The organism is Streptomyces sp. NPDC001270 (assembly GCF_042896695.1).
Taxonomy (GTDB): Bacteria; Actinomycetota; Actinomycetes; order Streptomycetales; family Streptomycetaceae; genus Streptomyces.
In genome coordinates, this window is record NZ_JBIAXM010000016.1 from 214,382 (window position 1) to 231,792 (window position 17,411).

The 17,411-nt window shown below is 69.1% G+C and carries 14 protein-coding genes and 3 pseudogenes; 11 read left to right on the forward strand and 6 right to left on the reverse strand.

Annotation, left to right across the window (positions count from 1 at the left end):
• The first annotated feature begins 216 nt into the window (after positions 1 to 216).
• Positions 217 to 363 carry a hypothetical protein gene (locus ACFY2B_RS26790; RefSeq protein WP_390765615.1) on the forward strand — a complete coding sequence of 49 codons (147 nt, stop codon included), beginning with the start codon at positions 217 to 219 and terminating at the stop codon, positions 361 to 363.
• A 164-nt stretch (positions 364 to 527) separates the two neighbouring features.
• Here the strand turns inward: ACFY2B_RS26790 and ACFY2B_RS26795 are convergent.
• A pseudogene (locus tag ACFY2B_RS26795) lies at positions 528 to 1,484 on the reverse strand (transposase); the annotation flags it as partial.
• A gap of 749 nt (positions 1,485 to 2,233) precedes the next feature.
• Between ACFY2B_RS26795 and ACFY2B_RS26800 the strand changes: the two are divergent.
• From ACFY2B_RS26800 to ACFY2B_RS26830, 7 genes and pseudogenes are all read left to right on the forward strand, one after another.
• Positions 2,234 to 2,959: a dienelactone hydrolase family protein gene (locus ACFY2B_RS26800; RefSeq protein ID WP_390765616.1), complete on the forward strand. Its 726-nt coding sequence runs from the start codon at positions 2,234 to 2,236 to the stop codon at positions 2,957 to 2,959.
• Between the two features lies 1 nt (position 2,960).
• A complete protein-coding gene (locus tag ACFY2B_RS26805; protein ID WP_390765633.1) occupies positions 2,961 to 3,287 on the forward strand; it encodes a transposase domain-containing protein in 327 nt (108 codons plus the stop codon).
• Positions 3,280 to 3,364, forward strand: a pseudogene (locus tag ACFY2B_RS26810) (IS5/IS1182 family transposase); the annotation flags it as partial. The gene ACFY2B_RS26805 and the pseudogene ACFY2B_RS26810, both read left to right, overlap by 8 nt.
• Before the next feature lie 388 nt (positions 3,365 to 3,752).
• Complete coding sequence (locus tag ACFY2B_RS26815; RefSeq protein ID WP_390765634.1) at positions 3,753 to 4,196, forward strand: transposase; 444 nt, start codon at positions 3,753 to 3,755, stop codon at positions 4,194 to 4,196.
• A gap of 200 nt (positions 4,197 to 4,396) precedes the next feature.
• Positions 4,397 to 4,570, forward strand: a complete 174-nt coding sequence (locus tag ACFY2B_RS26820) for a hypothetical protein (RefSeq protein ID WP_390765617.1) — start codon at positions 4,397 to 4,399, stop codon at positions 4,568 to 4,570.
• 492 nt (positions 4,571 to 5,062) lie between these two features.
• Positions 5,063 to 6,238, forward strand: coding sequence for a reverse transcriptase domain-containing protein (locus ACFY2B_RS26825; RefSeq protein WP_390765618.1), 1,176 nt, complete (start codon positions 5,063 to 5,065; stop codon positions 6,236 to 6,238).
• Positions 6,239 to 6,317: 79 nt separating this feature from the next.
• Positions 6,318 to 6,620: a transposase gene (locus tag ACFY2B_RS26830; protein ID WP_390765619.1), complete on the forward strand. Its 303-nt coding sequence runs from the start codon at positions 6,318 to 6,320 to the stop codon at positions 6,618 to 6,620.
• A 26-nt stretch (positions 6,621 to 6,646) separates the two neighbouring features.
• Here the strand turns inward: ACFY2B_RS26830 and ACFY2B_RS26835 are convergent, their stop codons facing one another.
• The 5 genes and pseudogenes from ACFY2B_RS26835 to ACFY2B_RS26855 form a co-directional block, all read right to left on the reverse strand.
• On the reverse strand, positions 6,647 to 7,624 hold the full coding sequence (locus tag ACFY2B_RS26835; protein WP_390765620.1) for a hypothetical protein: 978 nt from the start codon (positions 7,622 to 7,624) through the stop codon (positions 6,647 to 6,649).
• Positions 7,621 to 8,922 (reverse strand): CHAT domain-containing protein, encoded by a 1,302-nt coding sequence (locus tag ACFY2B_RS26840; protein WP_390765621.1) that lies wholly within the window; start codon positions 8,920 to 8,922, stop codon positions 7,621 to 7,623. Before ACFY2B_RS26840 ends, ACFY2B_RS26835 begins: the two co-directional genes overlap by 4 nt.
• A gap of 4 nt (positions 8,923 to 8,926) precedes the next feature.
• Entirely contained in the window at positions 8,927 to 11,383 is a 2,457-nt protein-coding gene (locus ACFY2B_RS26845; protein ID WP_390765622.1) for an AAA family ATPase, read from the reverse strand.
• A gap of 234 nt (positions 11,384 to 11,617) precedes the next feature.
• Positions 11,618 to 12,013: pseudogene (locus tag ACFY2B_RS26850) on the reverse strand (transposase); the annotation flags it as partial.
• Between the two features lie 91 nt (positions 12,014 to 12,104).
• The gene (locus ACFY2B_RS26855) at positions 12,105 to 12,368 is read right to left on the reverse strand and encodes a helix-turn-helix transcriptional regulator (RefSeq protein WP_390765623.1); all 264 of its coding nucleotides are present in this window, start codon (positions 12,366 to 12,368) and stop codon (positions 12,105 to 12,107) included.
• A 585-nt stretch (positions 12,369 to 12,953) separates the two neighbouring features.
• Between ACFY2B_RS26855 and ACFY2B_RS26860 the strand changes: the two genes are divergently transcribed.
• The 3 genes from ACFY2B_RS26860 (at position 12,954) to ACFY2B_RS26870 (ending at position 17,275) form a co-directional block, all read left to right on the forward strand.
• A complete protein-coding gene (locus ACFY2B_RS26860; protein ID WP_390765624.1) occupies positions 12,954 to 13,946 on the forward strand; it encodes an alpha/beta fold hydrolase in 993 nt (330 codons plus the stop codon).
• Positions 13,947 to 14,128: 182 nt separating this feature from the next.
• On the forward strand, positions 14,129 to 15,646 hold the full coding sequence (locus tag ACFY2B_RS26865) for an MFS transporter (RefSeq protein WP_390765625.1): 1,518 nt from the start codon (positions 14,129 to 14,131) through the stop codon (positions 15,644 to 15,646).
• A gap of 183 nt (positions 15,647 to 15,829) precedes the next feature.
• Positions 15,830 to 17,275, forward strand: coding sequence for an NF041680 family putative transposase (locus ACFY2B_RS26870; RefSeq protein WP_390765626.1), 1,446 nt, complete (start codon positions 15,830 to 15,832; stop codon positions 17,273 to 17,275).
• The last annotated feature ends 136 nt before the right edge of the window (positions 17,276 to 17,411 follow it).

Consider the following 17,411-nt stretch of genomic DNA (forward strand, 5'->3'; position numbering starts at 1 on the left):
GCTCGCTGAGGGACCGCCAGAGCGTCACGGCCGTTCCGCGGATGGTCCAGTGCCTGGGCGGTTGTGAGTCACGCTAGCCCACCGCACCAGTCCGACCGCCTCTCGGGAAAAGAGCCTCCTCCAAAGAACCCTCGAATGGGCCACAGACATGCGCAGCAATGCCGCCGAAACATCTGTCAACGGCCATTTGGTTCTCCCCGTAGTGGGGAGCTTGTCATGGCCGCCGTCACTCATGGGCGGTCGCTGACCATGCCCGACCTGCCCTCGCCCGAAGAGGTCGAAGCCGCCCGCACGCGCGTCGGCGGCTGGAAGCGCGACCAGCTCGCCGCCTGGGGCGTCTCGTGGCCTCCGTCCAAGGGATGAAAGGACGAGCTGGCCGAGCGCTGGAGGGCCGCCCGCCAGCCCAGCCCGGCTCCGGCCGACTTTGCGCAGGAGACGCTCGACTTCGGCTGACCGACGACAGCGGGGCCCTACACGGACTGCGGACGCTGTTGGTTAAACCCGGGCCCTGATGCTTCGCCCCGTCGTTATGCGGCGGGGCGAAGTGCTGCCAGGGGGCTGGTCCGGGTCCGGGCGTGGGGCTTGTCGGTGGGCCAGGCGTTGATACGGATGAGGTTGATCGCGGCACCGGCGAGCTGGTGCTGGAGGCTGGTTTTACGGAGGCCGCGGTAGCGGGATCTGCGCAGGCCGCAGGCTTGCACTCCCTGGGAGATGGTTCCTTCGACCCCGGCACGGATCTTGTAACGGTCCTTCCACTCGTCGGTCGCCTGTAGCTGCCGGGCCTGGTGAAGGGCTTCGTACTCGTGGCGGGGCCGCAAGGTGATCTCCCGGCGCTGGGCTTTCGGCGAGCTGACACAGTCCCGGAGCCTGGGGCAGGTGCGGCAGTCTGCAGGCGAGAACCGGACCCGGATCACGGGCAGTTGTTCTTCTGACCGGCGGTGGTGCCACTGGGTGCTGGTGATGCCGTTCGGGCAGGTCACATGCTGGTTGTCCCAGTCAATGGTGAAGGCGTCCTGCCCGTAGGCACCCTCGCCACGGGCCTGGGGCACGGTCACCGGCGCCAGTGGCCCGTGCAGAGCGACATCGTGGTCGATGCGGGCGGCGGCCGGCGCAATGGAGTTGGCATAGCCCGCGTCGACCCAGTGTTCGTCGGGTAGCAGGCCCCGTGCGGCGAGGCCAGTGTGGACGACAGCGGCCATCCGGTCGTCGGGGACGGTGGCGACGCTCGTGGTCACGTTCGTGATCAGATGCACCGTGTCGGCCTCGCGGGTCTCGGTGAGACGGACCTTGTAGCCGTTCCCCATCGTGTCGCGTTTGACGCTGCGGCGAGCCTCGACGTCATACGGGGTGACCAGGCGCTTCGCCCCCGGTGGGCGGTCTTTTGGGTCCCGCCGCTCCACCTCGCCCTCCACCAGATGGAAGTGCTGTACCCACACCTGCCGCAGGGTCGCCACCTGTGGCAGCACCCGCAGCGCCGCGGGCGCGTCGCCCCGCGCTGGGCGGTGGCGGTGGTGTCGGCGATGCGCAGCAGGTAGCTCGCGACGGTCTCTCTGGTTCGTGACGGCGTCGTGCACTGTCGCATCACCCGGAGGTGGGGAGCGGTGTACGACGCTTCTCGTCGCCCTGTCGTGCACGTCGTAGTTGTCGTTGAAGGCGCGTGGTTCATGAGCCGCCGGGCCCGAGTCTTCAAGGCCCTCGACCAGCTCGCCGCCAACGGCGAGGAGGTCACCGTCTCCGCGGTCGCCCGCGCGGCCGGTGTCCACCGCAGCCTGATTCACCGCCACGGCGACCTGCACGCGGTCGTCCTGGCCCGCGCAGCCGAACCGCCGCCCGGCGCTACCGCCGGGCCCAGGTCAGCCGCCAGTCGCTGCTGGCCGACGTCGCGAACCGCACGGCCCGCAACGGCCGTCTCTCCGCGCACATCACCCGGCTCGAACGACGCCTGTCCGAAGCGCTCGGACAGGCCGTCTGGGAAGCCTCCGGGCTCAGTGCCTCCGCCGACGTCGAAACACTCACCCGCCGGATCGGCGAGCTGGAGCAGCGGATCCTCGACCTCCGCTCCGAACTCGCCGAGCGCGACGAGGACCTCGCCGCACGCGCGGCGAACCGGGACTTGATGGCTCAGCTGAACCGCTGACGGGGTGGTTCCGGAATACGCACGCCAGAGACCTGCCTTCTGCCAGCGGCAGAACACCGGCCCGACCGGGCTCGGAGATCACTACAGTCCAGGCTCATGACGACGGTTACAACGCGCACGGTCGAATATGCGGCCGACGGCCTGACGATGATCGGGCACCTCGCGCTCCCGGCCGGTGTCGACCGCCGGCCCGCGGTCCTGGTCGGGCCCGAGGGGATAGGGCTCAGCGACGTCGAGCGCCGCCGGGCCGATGCGCTCGCCGAGCTGGGCTACGTGGCGTTGGCCTTCGACCTCCACGGAGGGCGCTATTTGGGCGACCCCGAGGAGATGCTGGCCCGTTGCATGCCGCTGCTCGCCGACCCCGACCGGATGCGAGGCATCGGCCACGCGGCGCTCGACGTGCTCCGCGGCGAACCGCGGACCGACCCCGACCGGATCGCCGCCGTCGGCTACGGCACCGGGGGCGCAATCGCGCTGGAACTCGGGCGCGACGGCGTCAACCTGCGCGCGATCGGGACAGTCAACGCACTGACCACGGGCCGACCGGGCGAGACGGCGCGCATTCGCTGCCCGGTGTGGGCCGGGGTCGGGTCGGAAGACCCGATCATGCCGCCCGCGCAACGGGACGCGTTCACCGCCGAGATGCAGGCCGCAGGCGTCGACTGGCGCCTCGTGGTCTACGGCGGCGCCTTGCACGCCTTCCACCACCCACCGGTCGGCCACACTGTGCTCCCCGGCGTCGGCTACCACCCACGGCACGCGCAGCGAGCTTGGCGTGACGTCGTCGACCTGCTTGCCGAGTGCCTGCCCATAACGGAGTGATCTGGTCGGCAACCGCGATTCCGGACCGCAAACCAAGCCGGTCGACCGTCACCACTTACCAAGCTCGGCCACCCACCGCCGGTGCTTACCTCGGTCGCTTGTGGACGAGGTGTTGGCGGAGACGGGTCGGGGGCAGCAGCGGAACCGGCTGCTGCCGGCCCGGCTGGTGGTCTACTTCGTGTTGGCGATGTGCCTGTCCTCCGGGCAGAGCCATGAGTGGGTGGTTCGTAACCATATGGGGCATTTCTGGTGTCGCCTGATGGTGTGGACGGAGGCGGAACATGGCGGTGCGTTGCCGGTGGCCTGCTGGGATCGGTGGGGTGAGTGAACGCAAGCCGTACCAGGGCGACTTGACGGACGAGCAGTGGGCGTTGACCGAGCCGGTGCTCACGGCCTGGAAGAACCGGCACCGTTCCGTCAGCGGCCACCAGGGCCGCTACCCGATGCGGGAGACTGGTACTGGTGGGCCGTCGGCGAGGTGTCTGCTGCGCAGGTCCTTCTCCGACGGCCCCCAGCCCAAACGACGCATGCGACTTTCACCGCACGTCGCTTTCCAGTGACTGCTCCGTGATCATTGAGGACGGCTGTGGATGTCCGCATGGCAGGCTTCGCAGGCCGCAAGGGTCTTGCGGCGCCGCTTGGCCATGAGGGCGGCCCAATCGGCCGATTCGTCGCCGGCTTCTTCGTCGGCCTGCGCTTCCTCACGGCCGCACTGCTCGGCGCGGTCCTCTTCCGCTGGTCCCTGCGATCGGTCAGCCGTCTCGATCTGCTGGCAGGGGTCTCCGTCGCCGGGCTGATCGCGACGCGTCCGGGCTCGAGGACCCGGCTGTGCCACCGGCTGCGGCTGCACATCGGACGCAAGGGCGAGCGCCGCAGCCTGTCCGAGGACGACTGCATCCGCCTGATCGACGGGATGCACCAGCTGGTCAAGGCGCTGATCGTGCTCGTATGGGACCGGCTGAACACCCACGTCTCCCACACCATGCGCGAGCTGATCGAGGCACGGGAGTGGCTGACGGTGTTCATCCTGTCCTCCTATGCACCCGAACTGAACGCGGTCGAGTACCTATGGGCCCACGTCAAACGCAGTCTCGCCAACCTCGGGAGCATGGCTTTCGACCGGATCGAGTCCCTCGTCCGCAACCGACTCAAACGCCTCCAGTACCGCCCGCATCCCCTCGACGGCTTCGTTGCCGGGACCGGACTCTCCCCCGACCTCCCACCACCATCACCCTGAAGCGCCGAAATCAGTAAGGTCCTCTACGCCACTGCATAGCTCACAAGCCCGTCCATGTCTGTCCGACCGGGGCAACTCCAATTGCCGACTACCCCGAACGGTTTGACTCGCGGCCCATGCCCGCGAGTGGTTCGACGCGTTCAGCGCGTACTACAACCACGAGCACCAGCATTCGCATCGGCGGGCACACACCGGCCAGCGTGCATTTCGGCACCGCCGAGGAGGTCCGCGACCAGCGGGCCGTCACCCTCGCCGAGGCATACACCCGCCACCCCGAACGCGACGGCCGCCGCCCCCGACCACCCCGGATACCCCAACAGGCATGGATCAACGACCCAGCCAAGCGCAGGGAAACCGCACCACAAACGTCATAGCATCACAACCGTCTCAATGGACTTGAAATCTTCGTGCGCCGTGGAAAGCGCTGTTTGACCGAGTGGAGGTGGAAGACCTGCACCGTTCGCCCCGTCGCAGCGGGGTGAGCGTAGCTGGCGGCAGCCTGATCCGGGAGATGCCGGGGAGGGCGGGAGCAGCCGCGACAAAGCCGGGACGGCCCAGTACTGCCAGATGGGTCGGGTCCGGCGAGCGAGACGCAGAGGTGTACGAGAGGAACTGGCGTTTACGCCCCGAAATGAGTCACCGGCTCGAACCTGGCGGATCTGGGCCGGATGCGGTGCGCACCCAACTCCCTTCAGGGGTTGGGGAACTCCCGGGCAGGTTTGTATGTGCAGGTCCGGGAGGCTGTGGTGAATGCCTGCGGCGTAACCACGGCGATGCCGCCGGGGCAGAGTCGGGCGCCTCCTGCGACGAACGGTCAGCAGTGAACACGGGAACCGTCCCGGATCTGCCGCTGTTCCGCGCGGCCAGTGCGGCGCGGTGGCTGGGCTCATCGTCGGCCGATCGGTCCGGGAGGGGGCGGAGCCGCCGTAGTACTTGGAGCCGGGGAGAGCCCGGAACAGGGGGAAGGGCGGCAGCAGTTACGGGAAGGGATGGAGACTGCAATGCCGGAAGACGCACCGCCGAACGGCGGCGCTCCGGCCGGATCGGCCCTGCTGGGACCGTCAGGTCGGGTACTGGAGATGCAGACCAAGCTTCACCGTTGGGCGGTGGCCGATCCTGGCCGCCGGTTCGACGACTTGTTCAATTTCGTGCACGACCCGGCGACGCTGATGCTGGCATTCGACCGGGTCACGGGCAACCAGGGTTCCCGGACCGCCGGCGTGGACGGCCTGACGGTCGCCGATGTCGAGTCGGCCCCGGGAGTGCCCGGGTTCCTGGACGCTTTGCGCGCGGATCTGACGTCCGGATCGTTCCGGCCGCTTCCGGTGAGGGAACGCAAGATCCCCAAGCCGGGCGGGTCCGGGAAGGTCAGAAGCCTCGGGATTCCTTCCGTGGCGGACCGGACCGTTCAGGCTGCGCTGAAGCTGGTGCCGGAGCCCATTTTCGAGGCCGATTTCCTTCCGGTTGCCTACGGGTTCCGGCCCAAGAGGCGGGCCCAGGACGCGATCGCCGAGATCCAGCGGTTCGGCACCAAGGGCTACCGATGGGTGCTGGACGCCGACATCGAGGCGGCCTTCGACAACGTCTCACACCGCGCCGTCATGGACGCAGTGCGGGGACGGGTCAAGGACAAACGCGTCCTGGCGCTGGTGAAGGCGTTCTTGAAGTCGGGCATCCTCGCCGAGGACGGTCGACGCAGGGACACCCATACCGGCACTCCGCAAGGCGGCATCCTTTCCCCGTTGATCTTCAACATCGCGTTGTCGGCGCTCGATGAGCACCTGCACCGCGACTGGAAGCCCGGCGGGCGGCTTCGAGGGAAAAGGACGCGGATCGTCGAGCTCTGCACCAGCTCGCCCGACGGCGCGACGGTGGTCTGCGCCGACGAGCTCGGCCCGGTGATCCCGCGTACCTTCCCGCCGGCACCGGGCCGGTCGCCGGACGGACACCGCGTCAAGAACGAGATCGACTACTCCGTGGACCGGAGAAGACCTGGGTCTACGGCGCCTTACGCGTCCGTGCCCCTCAAGCCGTCACGATGACCGCCACCTCCCGCAACAGTGCCTTCTACCAGCAGTCCTTCAACTGGTCGAGGAAGCCGACCCCATCGGGGACATCTATGTGGTCACGGACAACCTGTCCTCGCACAACAGTGTGTCCACCCGCACCTGGCTGGCGGACCACCCACGCACCAAGCACGTCTTCATCCCGGTCGGTGCCTGCTGGCTCAACCTCCAGGAAGGCTGGTGGCGCATCTTCCGCAAGACCGCCCTGGCCGGCCGCTCCTTCGGCGACCCCGGCCACATCACCCACGCGACCCGCGCCGCCACCGACCAGCTCAACACCCGCGCCCGCCCCTGGATCTGGGGCAGGCCCGCACCACCCACCAGACATGTACGCCGCCGCTATGTGTACATCCTTTGAGGAACCCAGCACTAGGTCGCGACCACTCACCGACAGTAGTCGGCCAGGGACAGTAGTAGGTGGGCGGACTCTGGCCGCAGATGGTCCGAGTGGGCGCCCCCCGGACCGTGCCCGTGCACGAAGACGTCGCTTGCGTCGACGCTGACGAAGCGATGGTCGAGGGCGGCGAGCGGGTATGGTTCCCCGGGCGCCCGCATCCGGATCGCGGAGACTGGGGCGGGCGCGGTGCCGATGCCGGCGTACCCGATGCCTGCCCGTTTCTCCGCCCGCAGATGCCAGAAGCCGGTGGCCCGGTCGTGCTGCGAGTACGTCGCCACGACCGGCCCGCGCAGCGGCGCCTCGCCGAGCGCGGTGAACATCATTGAGAAGGCATCACGCGACGCCGCCATCTGCAACAGCAGCATCGAGTCCACGGTGAAGGGCCGTCCCGTCGGCTCCGGAGTGCTCCAGCCCAAGGTGAGCGGTGCCCCGGCCGCCCACTGCACTGCCTCGCAAAGGAAACGGCAGCCGAAGGAGTGCCCGACAAGGTGCAGATACTGCCCGTCGCGGTTGGCCAGCACGGGCGGCGTGGCCGGGTCTGCCCGCTCCGCGTTCAGATAGCCGAGCAGCCGCCCGATCACCCGGGCCGCGTGCCCCTCTGTACTCATCGCATGCGCCCTGTCGCGGATACGGCGGTAGCCGCCCAGGGAAGGCAATGACCGGGAGGGCCAGCGAACCAGGACGGTCCAGGGCCGCCAGGACTTGAGTTGCGGATACCGCTCAGGGTCGTGCCGGTCGGCCGCGAGTGCCACCAGCCGCCGGACCGCGTCGAGCGCGGACCGCGGGCTCGTCTGCCATCCGTGCACATAGACGAGCAGGTCGGTGGCCCAGGCGGGCGGGGCGAGCGCCTCAGTGAAGTGGTCGTCGAGACGGTTGGCGGGCACGGGACGAGGGCCGACGGCGGTGTCCTGGAGGAGCCAGCCATCGGGGCCGAGGTCGACCACCTGGATGTCGGTCGGGTTCATGAGCTGACCTCCGCGGACTCGGCGCGTTCCAGGCGTGCGTCCATGCCGCAGTGCAGGGCGTAGGCGAAGCCCAGCGGGTTGTGCAGCTCGTCGGCGAAGTGGCGGGCCACAGCGTGGGCGACCGTGCCCGCCGAGTCGTTGCCGCTCAGGTAGCGGCTGAGGAACTCCAGGGCGTACTCCGCTGCGAAGACCTGCGGCATCTCTATCTGCGGACCCAGGATGCCCTGTGCGCCGGCCTCGATGAGGGCGCGGCCGAGGTAGGCGAGGTCGACGTCGCCGGCCAGGCCCGCGTAGCAGGCGTTGAGTAGGACGAAGGGACGGAACGGGGCGCAGTCGTGAGGGGCCGGGCGGTGCCTGCGGACGGTGTAGGCGTCAATGGGCCGCTGGTCGGTCAACTTCACTACAAGATAAGGCGGTTCGGGGTGCGCTGTCATGAAGTGGCCGTGACACCAGAAGTACATCAGTTGGTCGTCGAGATTCGGATCGCTGAGCGCCTGCTCCAGCTGCAGCCGGGTCGTACGCTCGGCCAGGGTGCCGCTTCGGGCCAGGACTGCCGCGACCTCGGCTGCCCGGGTCAGGCCGCGCGGATCGACTCCGACATCGTGGTTGACGCTCACGGACGGTACGGCGGGTGGGGCGTGTTCGCGGGTGTCCGCGATGACCGGATAGTAGCCGCCGGTCTGCTCGATCAGGTGTCGGTGCCCGAGGAAGCGCCGGAACAGGCCGACGAGCCCCGGCTCGTCCGTCACGTCCGGCGGCAGGCACAGCATCGGCCACGGCACGAAGAGGTCTGAGTCGAAGCGGACGCGCAGCGGTTCGTCGACGCGCAGGGCCTCGTCAAGGAAGTTGCGGAACTGCCGCACCGGCTTGCTGTCCCCACCCAGCAGCTCCTCGAAAAGCAAATGGGTGCCTTCCCCGGCTAGTTCGGAGATCGCGGCCAGCAGTTCGTCCGGCGGCTGGTCTGTGAGGTCCACAAGGGACGCGTACGGGAAGGCCGCACGCCCAGGCGCGGGACGGCCCGACGTGTCCAGCGGCTGTACGTCGACGAACTCGCCCTTCCACCTCTGCCGCAGCCTCGCCGTCACCTTCCGCACCTCCCTGGCGCTCTTCTCCAGGTCGGTCTTGTGCTCGGTGCCGCTGAGCGCCCGCACCGCGGGGCCGTGCATGCGGGCGCGGATGCGGTCGTCGCCGTACACGTCGAGACTGACGACGAGGTCGGGCGGCGGGACGCGTCCAGGAAGGCGGGTGAACCCGAGGCTCGGATCCTGGACGACACGCACGGGCAGTTCACGGGCCACGGGGTCAGTGCCTCCGCGCGGTTTCGGGGTGCGGGATAGCGAAGGGAGCGACGTCGGTGCCGGGCGTGCCGGTGACATCGATCTCCGTCTCCACCTGCTGGAGGACTGTGTCGGACTGCATGTCCTCGATGGTGAAGCGGATGCGGTGGCGGCCTGCCAGATGCGCGGCGAAACGGAAGACCGCGGCTCTGTCGACCAGTACGGAGTGCGCCGGGTCGACGTCGGCATGGGTCAGCGGGGTCGCCCGCGCGGTCAGTGGTGGCAGGTGCGCGTCCGACGTGGCCCCGGAGTGCGCCGGGCCGGGGTCGACACGCAACATGACGCGGGCAGCCGTGCCGGTGGTGGGGAAGTCGTCGAGGAGAAGGAGGCGGACGAGGGCGGCGGGAGACACGTCGCTGGCCCAGGTGCCCTCCGCAGAGGCTGCGGCTTCCGGGAGGAGGTGGCGGACGACGAGCGGAACGGTGTCGAAGTCGTCCCACTCCGTGTTCTTGAGGACATGGCGTGGAAAGCAGTTCGTGAGCGCCCGGATCGCCTGCGCCCCGCGATGGGAGCCGGGGCCGTCCCGCACGACCGCCACCCAATGCTCGCCCGCGGTGTCGCCTAGCGCCTCGAAGCGCGACCGGGCCTCGTCGAGCCGCGTACGAGCGGTGGAGTCGGGACGGGCCGCCAGCTGGAGCAGAGTCCAGGCCGGGCCGGTCCCGCAGCCGGTGTCTGCGAAGACGTTCAGAACCCGAAGCAGCGATGCCGCACGGTCGTCCGTCGTCAGCCAAGCGAGGTGGTGCAGGGTCCAGGCGAGACCCAGCCGGTCCGGCAGGCTCTCGAAGAACCGCAGCGCCTGGTTCAGCACCAACGCCGACGAGCCTGGGAGGCCAGCATCCGCGTACGCCACCCCCTGCAGCAGGATTGCCCATGCCTCGCCCCGCACATCGCCCTGCCCTTGGTGGGCCGAGGGCGCCGTCTTGAGGTCCAGCAGAACGTCCGGTTCTGGGCCGTTCAGCAGGAGCGCGACCCTGCACAGCTCGGTGTTCGTCCACGCCGCCCCCACCACGTCGCCCACTTCGTGGAACGTGTGCCCCGCCGTCTCCAGCCGCTTGCGCGCCTCCTCCAGGTCGCCGCGCATCAGCCGCAGCCGTCCGTAGTGGAAGACGGCCCATGCCTCGCCGCGCCGGTCCCCGCGCACCTGGTGCGTCTCGATCGCGAGCCGCAACAGCCGGCCCACGTCTTGCAATGCGCCGCGGTCGGTGCGGATCGCGGCGCGGGTGTGCAGGGCCCAGCCGTCCGGTACGCCGGTGGGGAGAGTGTCGAGGGTCGCCTCGGCCACTGTCAGCTGACCCATGTGGTGGTGGGTTACGGCGAGTTCGCGGACCGCGTCCGGGGTGTTGAGGCCCGCCAGCGCCTCCGCCGCGGCCCGTGGCCGTCCGGCCTGCCTGGCGGCCACAGCCAGCGGAATCGTGAGGGCATCCCGGTTGTCGATCGTGTGTCCCAGCCCGGACTTCAGCATCAGCAGGGGAAGCAGGGCGCCTTCGCGAGCGAGCTGGTGTGCCAGCCAGGTAGTGAATTCACGGGAGTTCGACTCACCGGACCGGCCCAGGCGCAGCGCGAGGTCGACGTAGGGTTCCGCGGCGTCACCCAGTTCGCCCGGATCATTGAGCACGGCCCGAGCCAGCCCTGAGTCCAACCGGCGGGAACCGGACCGGAGGGTGTCGTGCGGCTGGGTGAGGGTGAGCCGAGTGTGCAGGGCGGGGCGCAGTTCGTACCAGCCGGGGCGGGGCCGTTGCAGCATGCCCTCCCGGTGGGCCCACTCGATCACGTCACGCCGCCAGACAGGAGTGAGGCCCACGAAGGGCGATGCTATGTCCAGCGAGAACTCCGCGCCCTCCCAGGTCGCCAGGGTGTGAAGGAGGACAGGCGCGAGACGCTCCATGGATCGTAGATTCCGGGAGGCCTCGGGCGTGAGGTCCATCCGGTGCCGCACGACGGCCGAACCGTCGGACCCCGACGCACGGCTGAGCCGTGCGGTTGCGATCAGCACACAACGTGTGTCGTCGAGCAGCCGGGCGACCGTCCCCAGCAGGTCCTCGCCGTCGGTGGCCTCTGACAGGTCGTCGAGCACGATCACCGCTGGGTGGGCCCGGAACCAGTCCCGGCAGGCCGTCGCTGCCAGATTCACCAGATCCTCGGATGCGCTCAGAAGGGCTGGACGCAGTTCAGTCTGCGGCGCGCCCGACGCCAGCAGCAACCGCAGCAGCAGGCGCTCCAGACCGGTGGGGCGGCGCACCCCGATCGCGAGCCAGTGGACAGGCAGCCTGCGATCCGAGCCCAGTTCGCCCGCCAACTTCCGGGCCAGTGAAGACTTTCCGGCACCGGGAGGCCCGTACAGCACGACCACCCTCCGGTCATCTCCGAGGGACCGTCGTAATCGACGCACTTCGGCGTCGTGCTCCACCCGTGGCTTGCTCATCTCACCCCCTTCTCGACTTTACCCGTTCAAGCACCCATCTCGACCCCTATCTCCATGACCTCCCGCGCATGCCTCCCCGCACCATCCCGGACCACCAAGCCTGCTGCCAAGCCGCTTCGGGGCTCCCGCCTCAACGACGGAGCAACGAAGTTGAACTCCGCATTCTCCCGCGTGCAGCCGCGGCAACAGGGTATCTGAGAGGGTATTTGATCTAGGCGCATTGCCCTGTATGCCCTAGTAAGTTCCTCGCCAGGTTGGTGTGCACTCGTCTGTTATGCGCTTGGCGAGGTTGTCGATCGAGGCGATGTGGATCACCGCCTCGGAGCTGGCCGTGAGCGTCTCGTAGTCGCGGGCGAGGCGGCGGTGCATCATGATCCAGCCACCCTGGTTCCGGGGCCACGGACGGTGATTTCCATGTCGATGCCGAGGGTGGCTGCGTGCTCGACGAGGTGCTGGCGGTAGCCGCCGCCGGACCTTGCGGATGCCGGGGTGTTCGGCGGCGACCTGGTCCAGGAGCTGGTTGCCAGCCACGGAGTCCTGCACGTTTGCCGCAGTGACGAGCACCGCGAGCAGCAGGCCGATGGTGTCGACGACGATGCTCCGTTTCCGCCCGGCGATCTTCTTACCGGCACCCCCTGCCGGCGCGGAACAGCCGCGGGGCGCGGACTCATGTGCTGCGGCTGGTGTGCGAATGGTCTGCAGCCGCCGCCTGGGCGGGGTGTCAGTCCCGGGACGAGCCGGGCTGGTCATGCCTGCGGCACAGGGCGCTCAACAGTTCGTCGAACGGGGTCTGCAGGGCGTGAGCGAGAGCGTGCCAGGTCTTCAGCGTGCCGATAGTGCGCCCCTGCTCGATCTCGATGAGAGTGCGCCTGGCCAGGCCGCTGCGGTCGGCGAGTTCGTCGTAGCTCCACCCACGCGCGGCCCGCAGACGCGCGAGCTCCAACCGCGGCGCGTCGAGGTCCGGATCGGGCGGAAAGATCGTCACCTGCCCATCCGGCGGTGCAGACCCCTGCCCTGTCAGTGCAGACCTCTGCCCTATTTGCCCGGGTGGCATCTACTACAGCAGGGCAGACCTCTGCACTACGGCGGGCGGCCACCCCACAAGCGACAACGCAATCGGCGCGGAAACAGCAGGAGGAACACGCGCCCATGACGCTGCGTACAACATCCCCGGCGACCCCACGCGCCTGGACCGTGGAACTGCACCCGCACGCCCACGGGCTCGTCCTCGTGTGCAGGCAATGCCCACACGGCAACACGCGCATCACCGCTGCCTCCGCCCGCTCGGCCGCCCTGGCCCACCTCCCACGGCACGCACGTAGCGACCCCGGTCGCACAGCTGACGCCGGTGAGCGTGGCGCCGTGCCGCTCGCGCGCGCCCGCAACCGTGGGCCCATCGCCGCCAGCGTCTCGGCTATGCCGTCGTCCGTCACTCTTGTTCCCTTCTCACCGGCCGTGCCGCCCGGCTCTGTCCTGCAAGTTTGCCCGAATGGCAACGCCAATCGCGTCGGGGGCCGTCGCACCGCATGATCGATGTGTACCCGCGCCACCGCGAACCGAGGAGAAACCCATGCAGCCCGAGCCGTCCGCCGAACTCCGCCACCGCACCATCGAGGCCCCCGCCGGCCGGCTGCACCTGGTCGAGCAGGGCACCGGCCCGCTGATCCTGCTCGTGCACGGCTTCCCCGAGTCCTGGTACTCCTGGCGGCTGCAGCTCCCGGCCCTCGCCGCAGCCGGATACCGGGCCGTGGCCATCGACGTGCGCGGCTACGGCCGCTCCTCCAAGCCCGCCGCGACCGACGCCTACCGGATGCTCGACCTGGTGGAGGACAACCTCGCCGTCGTCCGCGCCCTCGGCGAGGAGAACGCGGTGGTCGTCGGCCACGACTGGGGCTCCAACATCGCGGCCACCTCTGCCCTGCTCCACCCCGAGGTCTTTAGCGCCGTCGCCCTGCTGAGCGTCCCCTACGCGCCACCCGGCGGCCCCCGCCCCACCGACATCTTCGACCAGATCGGCGGCCCCGAGCAGGAGTTCTACGTCTCCTACTTCCAGGAGCCCGGTCGCGCCGAGGCGGAGATCGAGCCCGACGTCCGCGGCTGGATCACGGGCTTCTACGCGGCCTTGTCCGCCGACACCATGCCCGCTCAGGGCGAGCCCGATCCGCACTTCGTGACCCAGAGCGGTGACGGCCAGATCCGCGACCGCTTCCCCATGGGCAAGCTTCCTGCCTGGCTGATCGAGGACGACCTCGACGTCTACGTCGGGGAGTTCGAGCGCACCGGCCTGACCGGCGCCCTCAACCGCTACCGCAACATGGACCGCGACTGGGAGGACCTCGCCCTCCATCGCGGCGCCCCGATCAAGCAGCCGTCCCTGTTCATTGGCGGCGCACTGGACGCCTCCACCACCTGGATGGCGGACGCGATCGACGCCTATCCCGCCACTCTTCCCGCCCTGTCCGCCTCCCACCTCCTGGAGGGCTGCGGGCACTGGATTCAGCAGGAGCGTCCCGAGGAGGTCAACCGCCTGCTCACCGACTGGCTCGCCACCCTCCAGGGCTGAACCGCCGGACACACCGGCGTCACCCGTGCGAGCAGGCCCCGTGACCTCGCCGCCCTGCTCGCACGGGCGACGGCCGGCCCGCCAGGACGTCCCTCAGCCCTCGTCCGGCGCGAGCGCACCGGCGTCGAGGCCGTGCGTGCGCGCAGCGGCCGGACGAAGTGCCCCCATCTCCCGGCCGCGTTATGGGCGACGCCCGCCCCGACTTCCCGATTGGTGCCGCAATGCCTCTTTCCTCCTCGGCTGAGGACCGCCCCGGACTGGATTCGCGCCGCTGGCTCGCGCTGACGGTGATCTCAGTGGCCACGCTGATGGTGGTGCTGGACGCCTCCATCATCAACATCGCTCTCCCGCAGGCACAGTCGGATCTGGGCATCAGCGACGCGAACCGGCAATGGGCGGTCACCGCCTATTCGCTGGCTTTCGGAGGCCTGCTGCTGCTCGGTGGCCGCATCGTCGACTTCGTGGGCCGCAAACGCGTCTTCCTCATCGGCCTGGTGGGGTTCGCGGCCGCCTCCATGATCTCCGGTCTCGCCACCACTGGCGCGGTTCTGTTCGCCGGACGGGCCCTGCAGGGCGTATTCGCCGCCCTCCTTGCTCCGGCGGCACTGTCCCTGATCGCGGTCACCTTCAACGACGCTCGTGAGCGAGCCAAGGCATTCGGCGTCTACGGTGCGTTGCAGGGCGCCGGCGGCGCCGTTGGTCTCATCATCGGCGGGGTGCTGACCGAGTACACCACCTGGCGCTGGTGCATGTTCGTCAATACCCCCATCGCCCTGGCTGCCGCCCTCGCAGCCCTGGCAACGGTGCGTGAAAGCCGGGTGGAAGGCAGACGCCGCTACGACATTCCCGGCGCCCTGCTCGTCACCATCGGCCTGGTCTCACTGGTCTGGGGTTTCACCCACGCCGCAGAGAAGGGCTGGTCCAGTGCGCTGTCCTGGGCCCTGCTGATCACCGGTGCTGCGCTGATCGCCGCCTTCATCGCCGTCGAGCGCCGCACGGCTTACCCCGTGCTGCCCCTGCGCGTAGTCCTGGACCGCGACCGGGGCGGTGCGTTCCTGATCTCCCTGCTCACCGGCGCCGGTCTTTTCGCACTCATGCTGTTCCTGACCTACTACCTCCAGGCCAATCTCGGCTATCAGCCCCTCCACGCGGGCCTGGCTTTCCTTCCCTTCTCCTGCAGCCTCATCGCCGCAGCCACGCTTGGTGCCGCGCTGGTACCAAAGGTCGGCCCCAAGCGGCTGATGGTCAGCGGTATCGCCGTAGCGCTGATCGGCACTCTGTGGCTACCCCAGATCGAACAGACCGGCCGCTACCTTCTCGTCGTGCTGCCCGCGATGATCCTGATCGGACTGGGCCTCGGAGCAGCATTCGTCGCCCTGCCCAATACCGCCCTGGCCGGCATCGACCCCTCCGACACCGGTGTGGCCAGTGCCATGATCAGCACAACCCAACAGATCGGAGGCGCGATGGGGCCGGCACTCCTCAACACACTGTACGTTTCGACGCTCACCGGGTTCCTCGCTGCCCAGGATGGCACGATCACCAAGGCGGTGCGCCTGGACGGATACGTCCACGGGTACCGCGTAGCCTTCATCGCCAGTGCGGTTGCCTTCACCCTCGCCCTTGCCGTCGCCACCTTGCTGATCAAGAAGCCGATGCGTGCGGGCACACCCTCGGAAGCACCCGTGCACGTCGGTTGACCGTACTCCCGCGGCTGGCATGACCCCCTGTCCGCGTGGGAGAGGCGAGCCGACTGAGCTTGATGTTTAACCTCGCAGGTCACTCGACCTGCTGATCTGCGGTTCTTTCCGGGACAGCGGAGGCGGCCGTTCTCCACGCTTCGAGATGCCGAGTCACGAAGCACGAGAGAACGGCCGCTTTCTATGAGTCTCCCCGTCGACGCTCCTGCAGGCCAGGCATTGGCCCTGCTGTTCCGCTTTCGGGTTGAGTTCTACGAATGCCTCTACGCACGTTCGGACGCACTCTTCGAGCTCACCGACGCGGTGCTGTGCGCGGACGGGCCCGTGAAGACCTTGGTCGAGCTGTCACTCGCGGTCGAGCACCGGCGCGGGCACGGCGCCCTGTACGCCGCGCTGGACCGGGGCTGGCTGGAGCCGGCCCGGCTGCGTCGCACGCTGGCCGGCTCGCCGCTGCCGAGGGCGGCCGACGGCAGGATCGTGCTGGCCGTCGATGTGAGCAACTGGCTCCGCCCCGACGCTCCCACCAGCGACGACCGGCTCTTCTGCCACGTCTACGGACGTGGCGACCGCAAAACGGACCAGCTCGTTCCCGGCTGGCCGTACTCCTTCGCCGCCGCCCTGGAAACAGGCCGCACCTCCTGGGTCGCGCTGCTGGACGCCGTGCGCCTCGGGCCGGCCGACGACGCAACCGCCGTCACCGCCGCCCAACTGCGCGATGTCGTCGAGCGGTTGACACAGGCCGGACACTGGCAGCCGGGCGACCCGGAGATCCTGATCATGATGGACCCCGGCTACGATGTCGCCTACCTCTCCCACGCTCTCGCGGACCTTCCGGTCGTGCTGGTCGGGCGCCTGCGCTCGGACCGCGTCATGCTCCGCGACGCGGGCCCCGCACGCTCCACCCCGAAGGGCGGGCGCCCGCGTCGACACGGTGGCGTCCTCACCTTTGCGAAGCCCGAGAGCTGGCATCAGCCTCAGGTCACCACGGTCACGGACACCACCCGCTACGGCACCGCGGAGGCGATCGCGTGGGACCGGATGCACCCCAGGCTCACCCACCGCGGCCCCTGGCTGGACCACGCCGATGAGGAACTGCCCATCCTTCACGGGACGTTGGTGCGACTGAAGGTCGAGCGCCTGCCCGGCGACCGGGACCCGGAACCAGTCTGGCTGTGGTGCTCGGCCACCGCTGTCACCGGCGCGGATGTGGACCGCTGGTGGCAGTCGTTCCTGTGCAGATTCGACCTGGAGCACACCTTCAGGCTCATGAAGCAGACGCTCGGGTGGACCGCCCCGAAAATCTGCCACGCCGACAGCGCCGACCTGTGGACCTGGCTCATCATCGGCGTCCACACACAACTCCGCCTTGCCCGGCCTCTGGCCGAGGACCTCCGCCGCCCCTGGGAGCGGCCTGCCGAGCCCCGCCGCCTCACCCCCGCCCGAGTACGGCGGGGGTTTCGCACCATCCGTCCGACTACCGCTCGCCCAGCGGCGGCACCGAAACCGTCCAAGCCGGGCCCGGGCCGGCCTCCCGGCTCGAAGAACAAGCAGCGGGCCAGACGTCACGACGTCGGAAAGACGGTCAAACGCTCCGAGTCGATCAAGGAACACCAAGCCCGACGAGGATAAATGCCAAGCTCAGAGCGTGTTTCCGAACCCGAACCGGAAGCTAAGAGGATGTCTCATGTGGTGAGTTTCGCGAGCTTCTTGTAGCAGGTGAGGGCGGCTGCGAGGCCGAGGAAGGCGAGGAAGTGGGAGCCTTTTC

What these genes read in the sequence shown, in the direction of transcription:
- ACFY2B_RS26790 (WP_390765615.1), top strand. Translation starts at nt 217, where the DNA reads ATGGCCGCCGTCACTCATGGGCGGTCGCTGACCATGCCCGACCTGCCC.
- ACFY2B_RS26800 (WP_390765616.1), top strand. Translation starts at nt 2,234, where the DNA reads ATGACGACGGTTACAACGCGCACGGTCGAATATGCGGCCGACGGCCTG.
- ACFY2B_RS26835 (WP_390765620.1), bottom strand. Translation starts at nt 7,624, where the DNA reads ATGAACCCGACCGACATCCAGGTGGTCGACCTCGGCCCCGATGGCTGG.
- ACFY2B_RS26845 (WP_390765622.1), bottom strand. Translation starts at nt 11,383, where the DNA reads ATGAGCAAGCCACGGGTGGAGCACGACGCCGAAGTGCGTCGATTACGA.
- ACFY2B_RS26860 (WP_390765624.1), top strand. Translation starts at nt 12,954, where the DNA reads ATGCAGCCCGAGCCGTCCGCCGAACTCCGCCACCGCACCATCGAGGCC.
- ACFY2B_RS26865 (WP_390765625.1), top strand. Translation starts at nt 14,129, where the DNA reads ATGGGCGACGCCCGCCCCGACTTCCCGATTGGTGCCGCAATGCCTCTT.
- ACFY2B_RS26870 (WP_390765626.1), top strand. Translation starts at nt 15,830, where the DNA reads ATGAGTCTCCCCGTCGACGCTCCTGCAGGCCAGGCATTGGCCCTGCTG.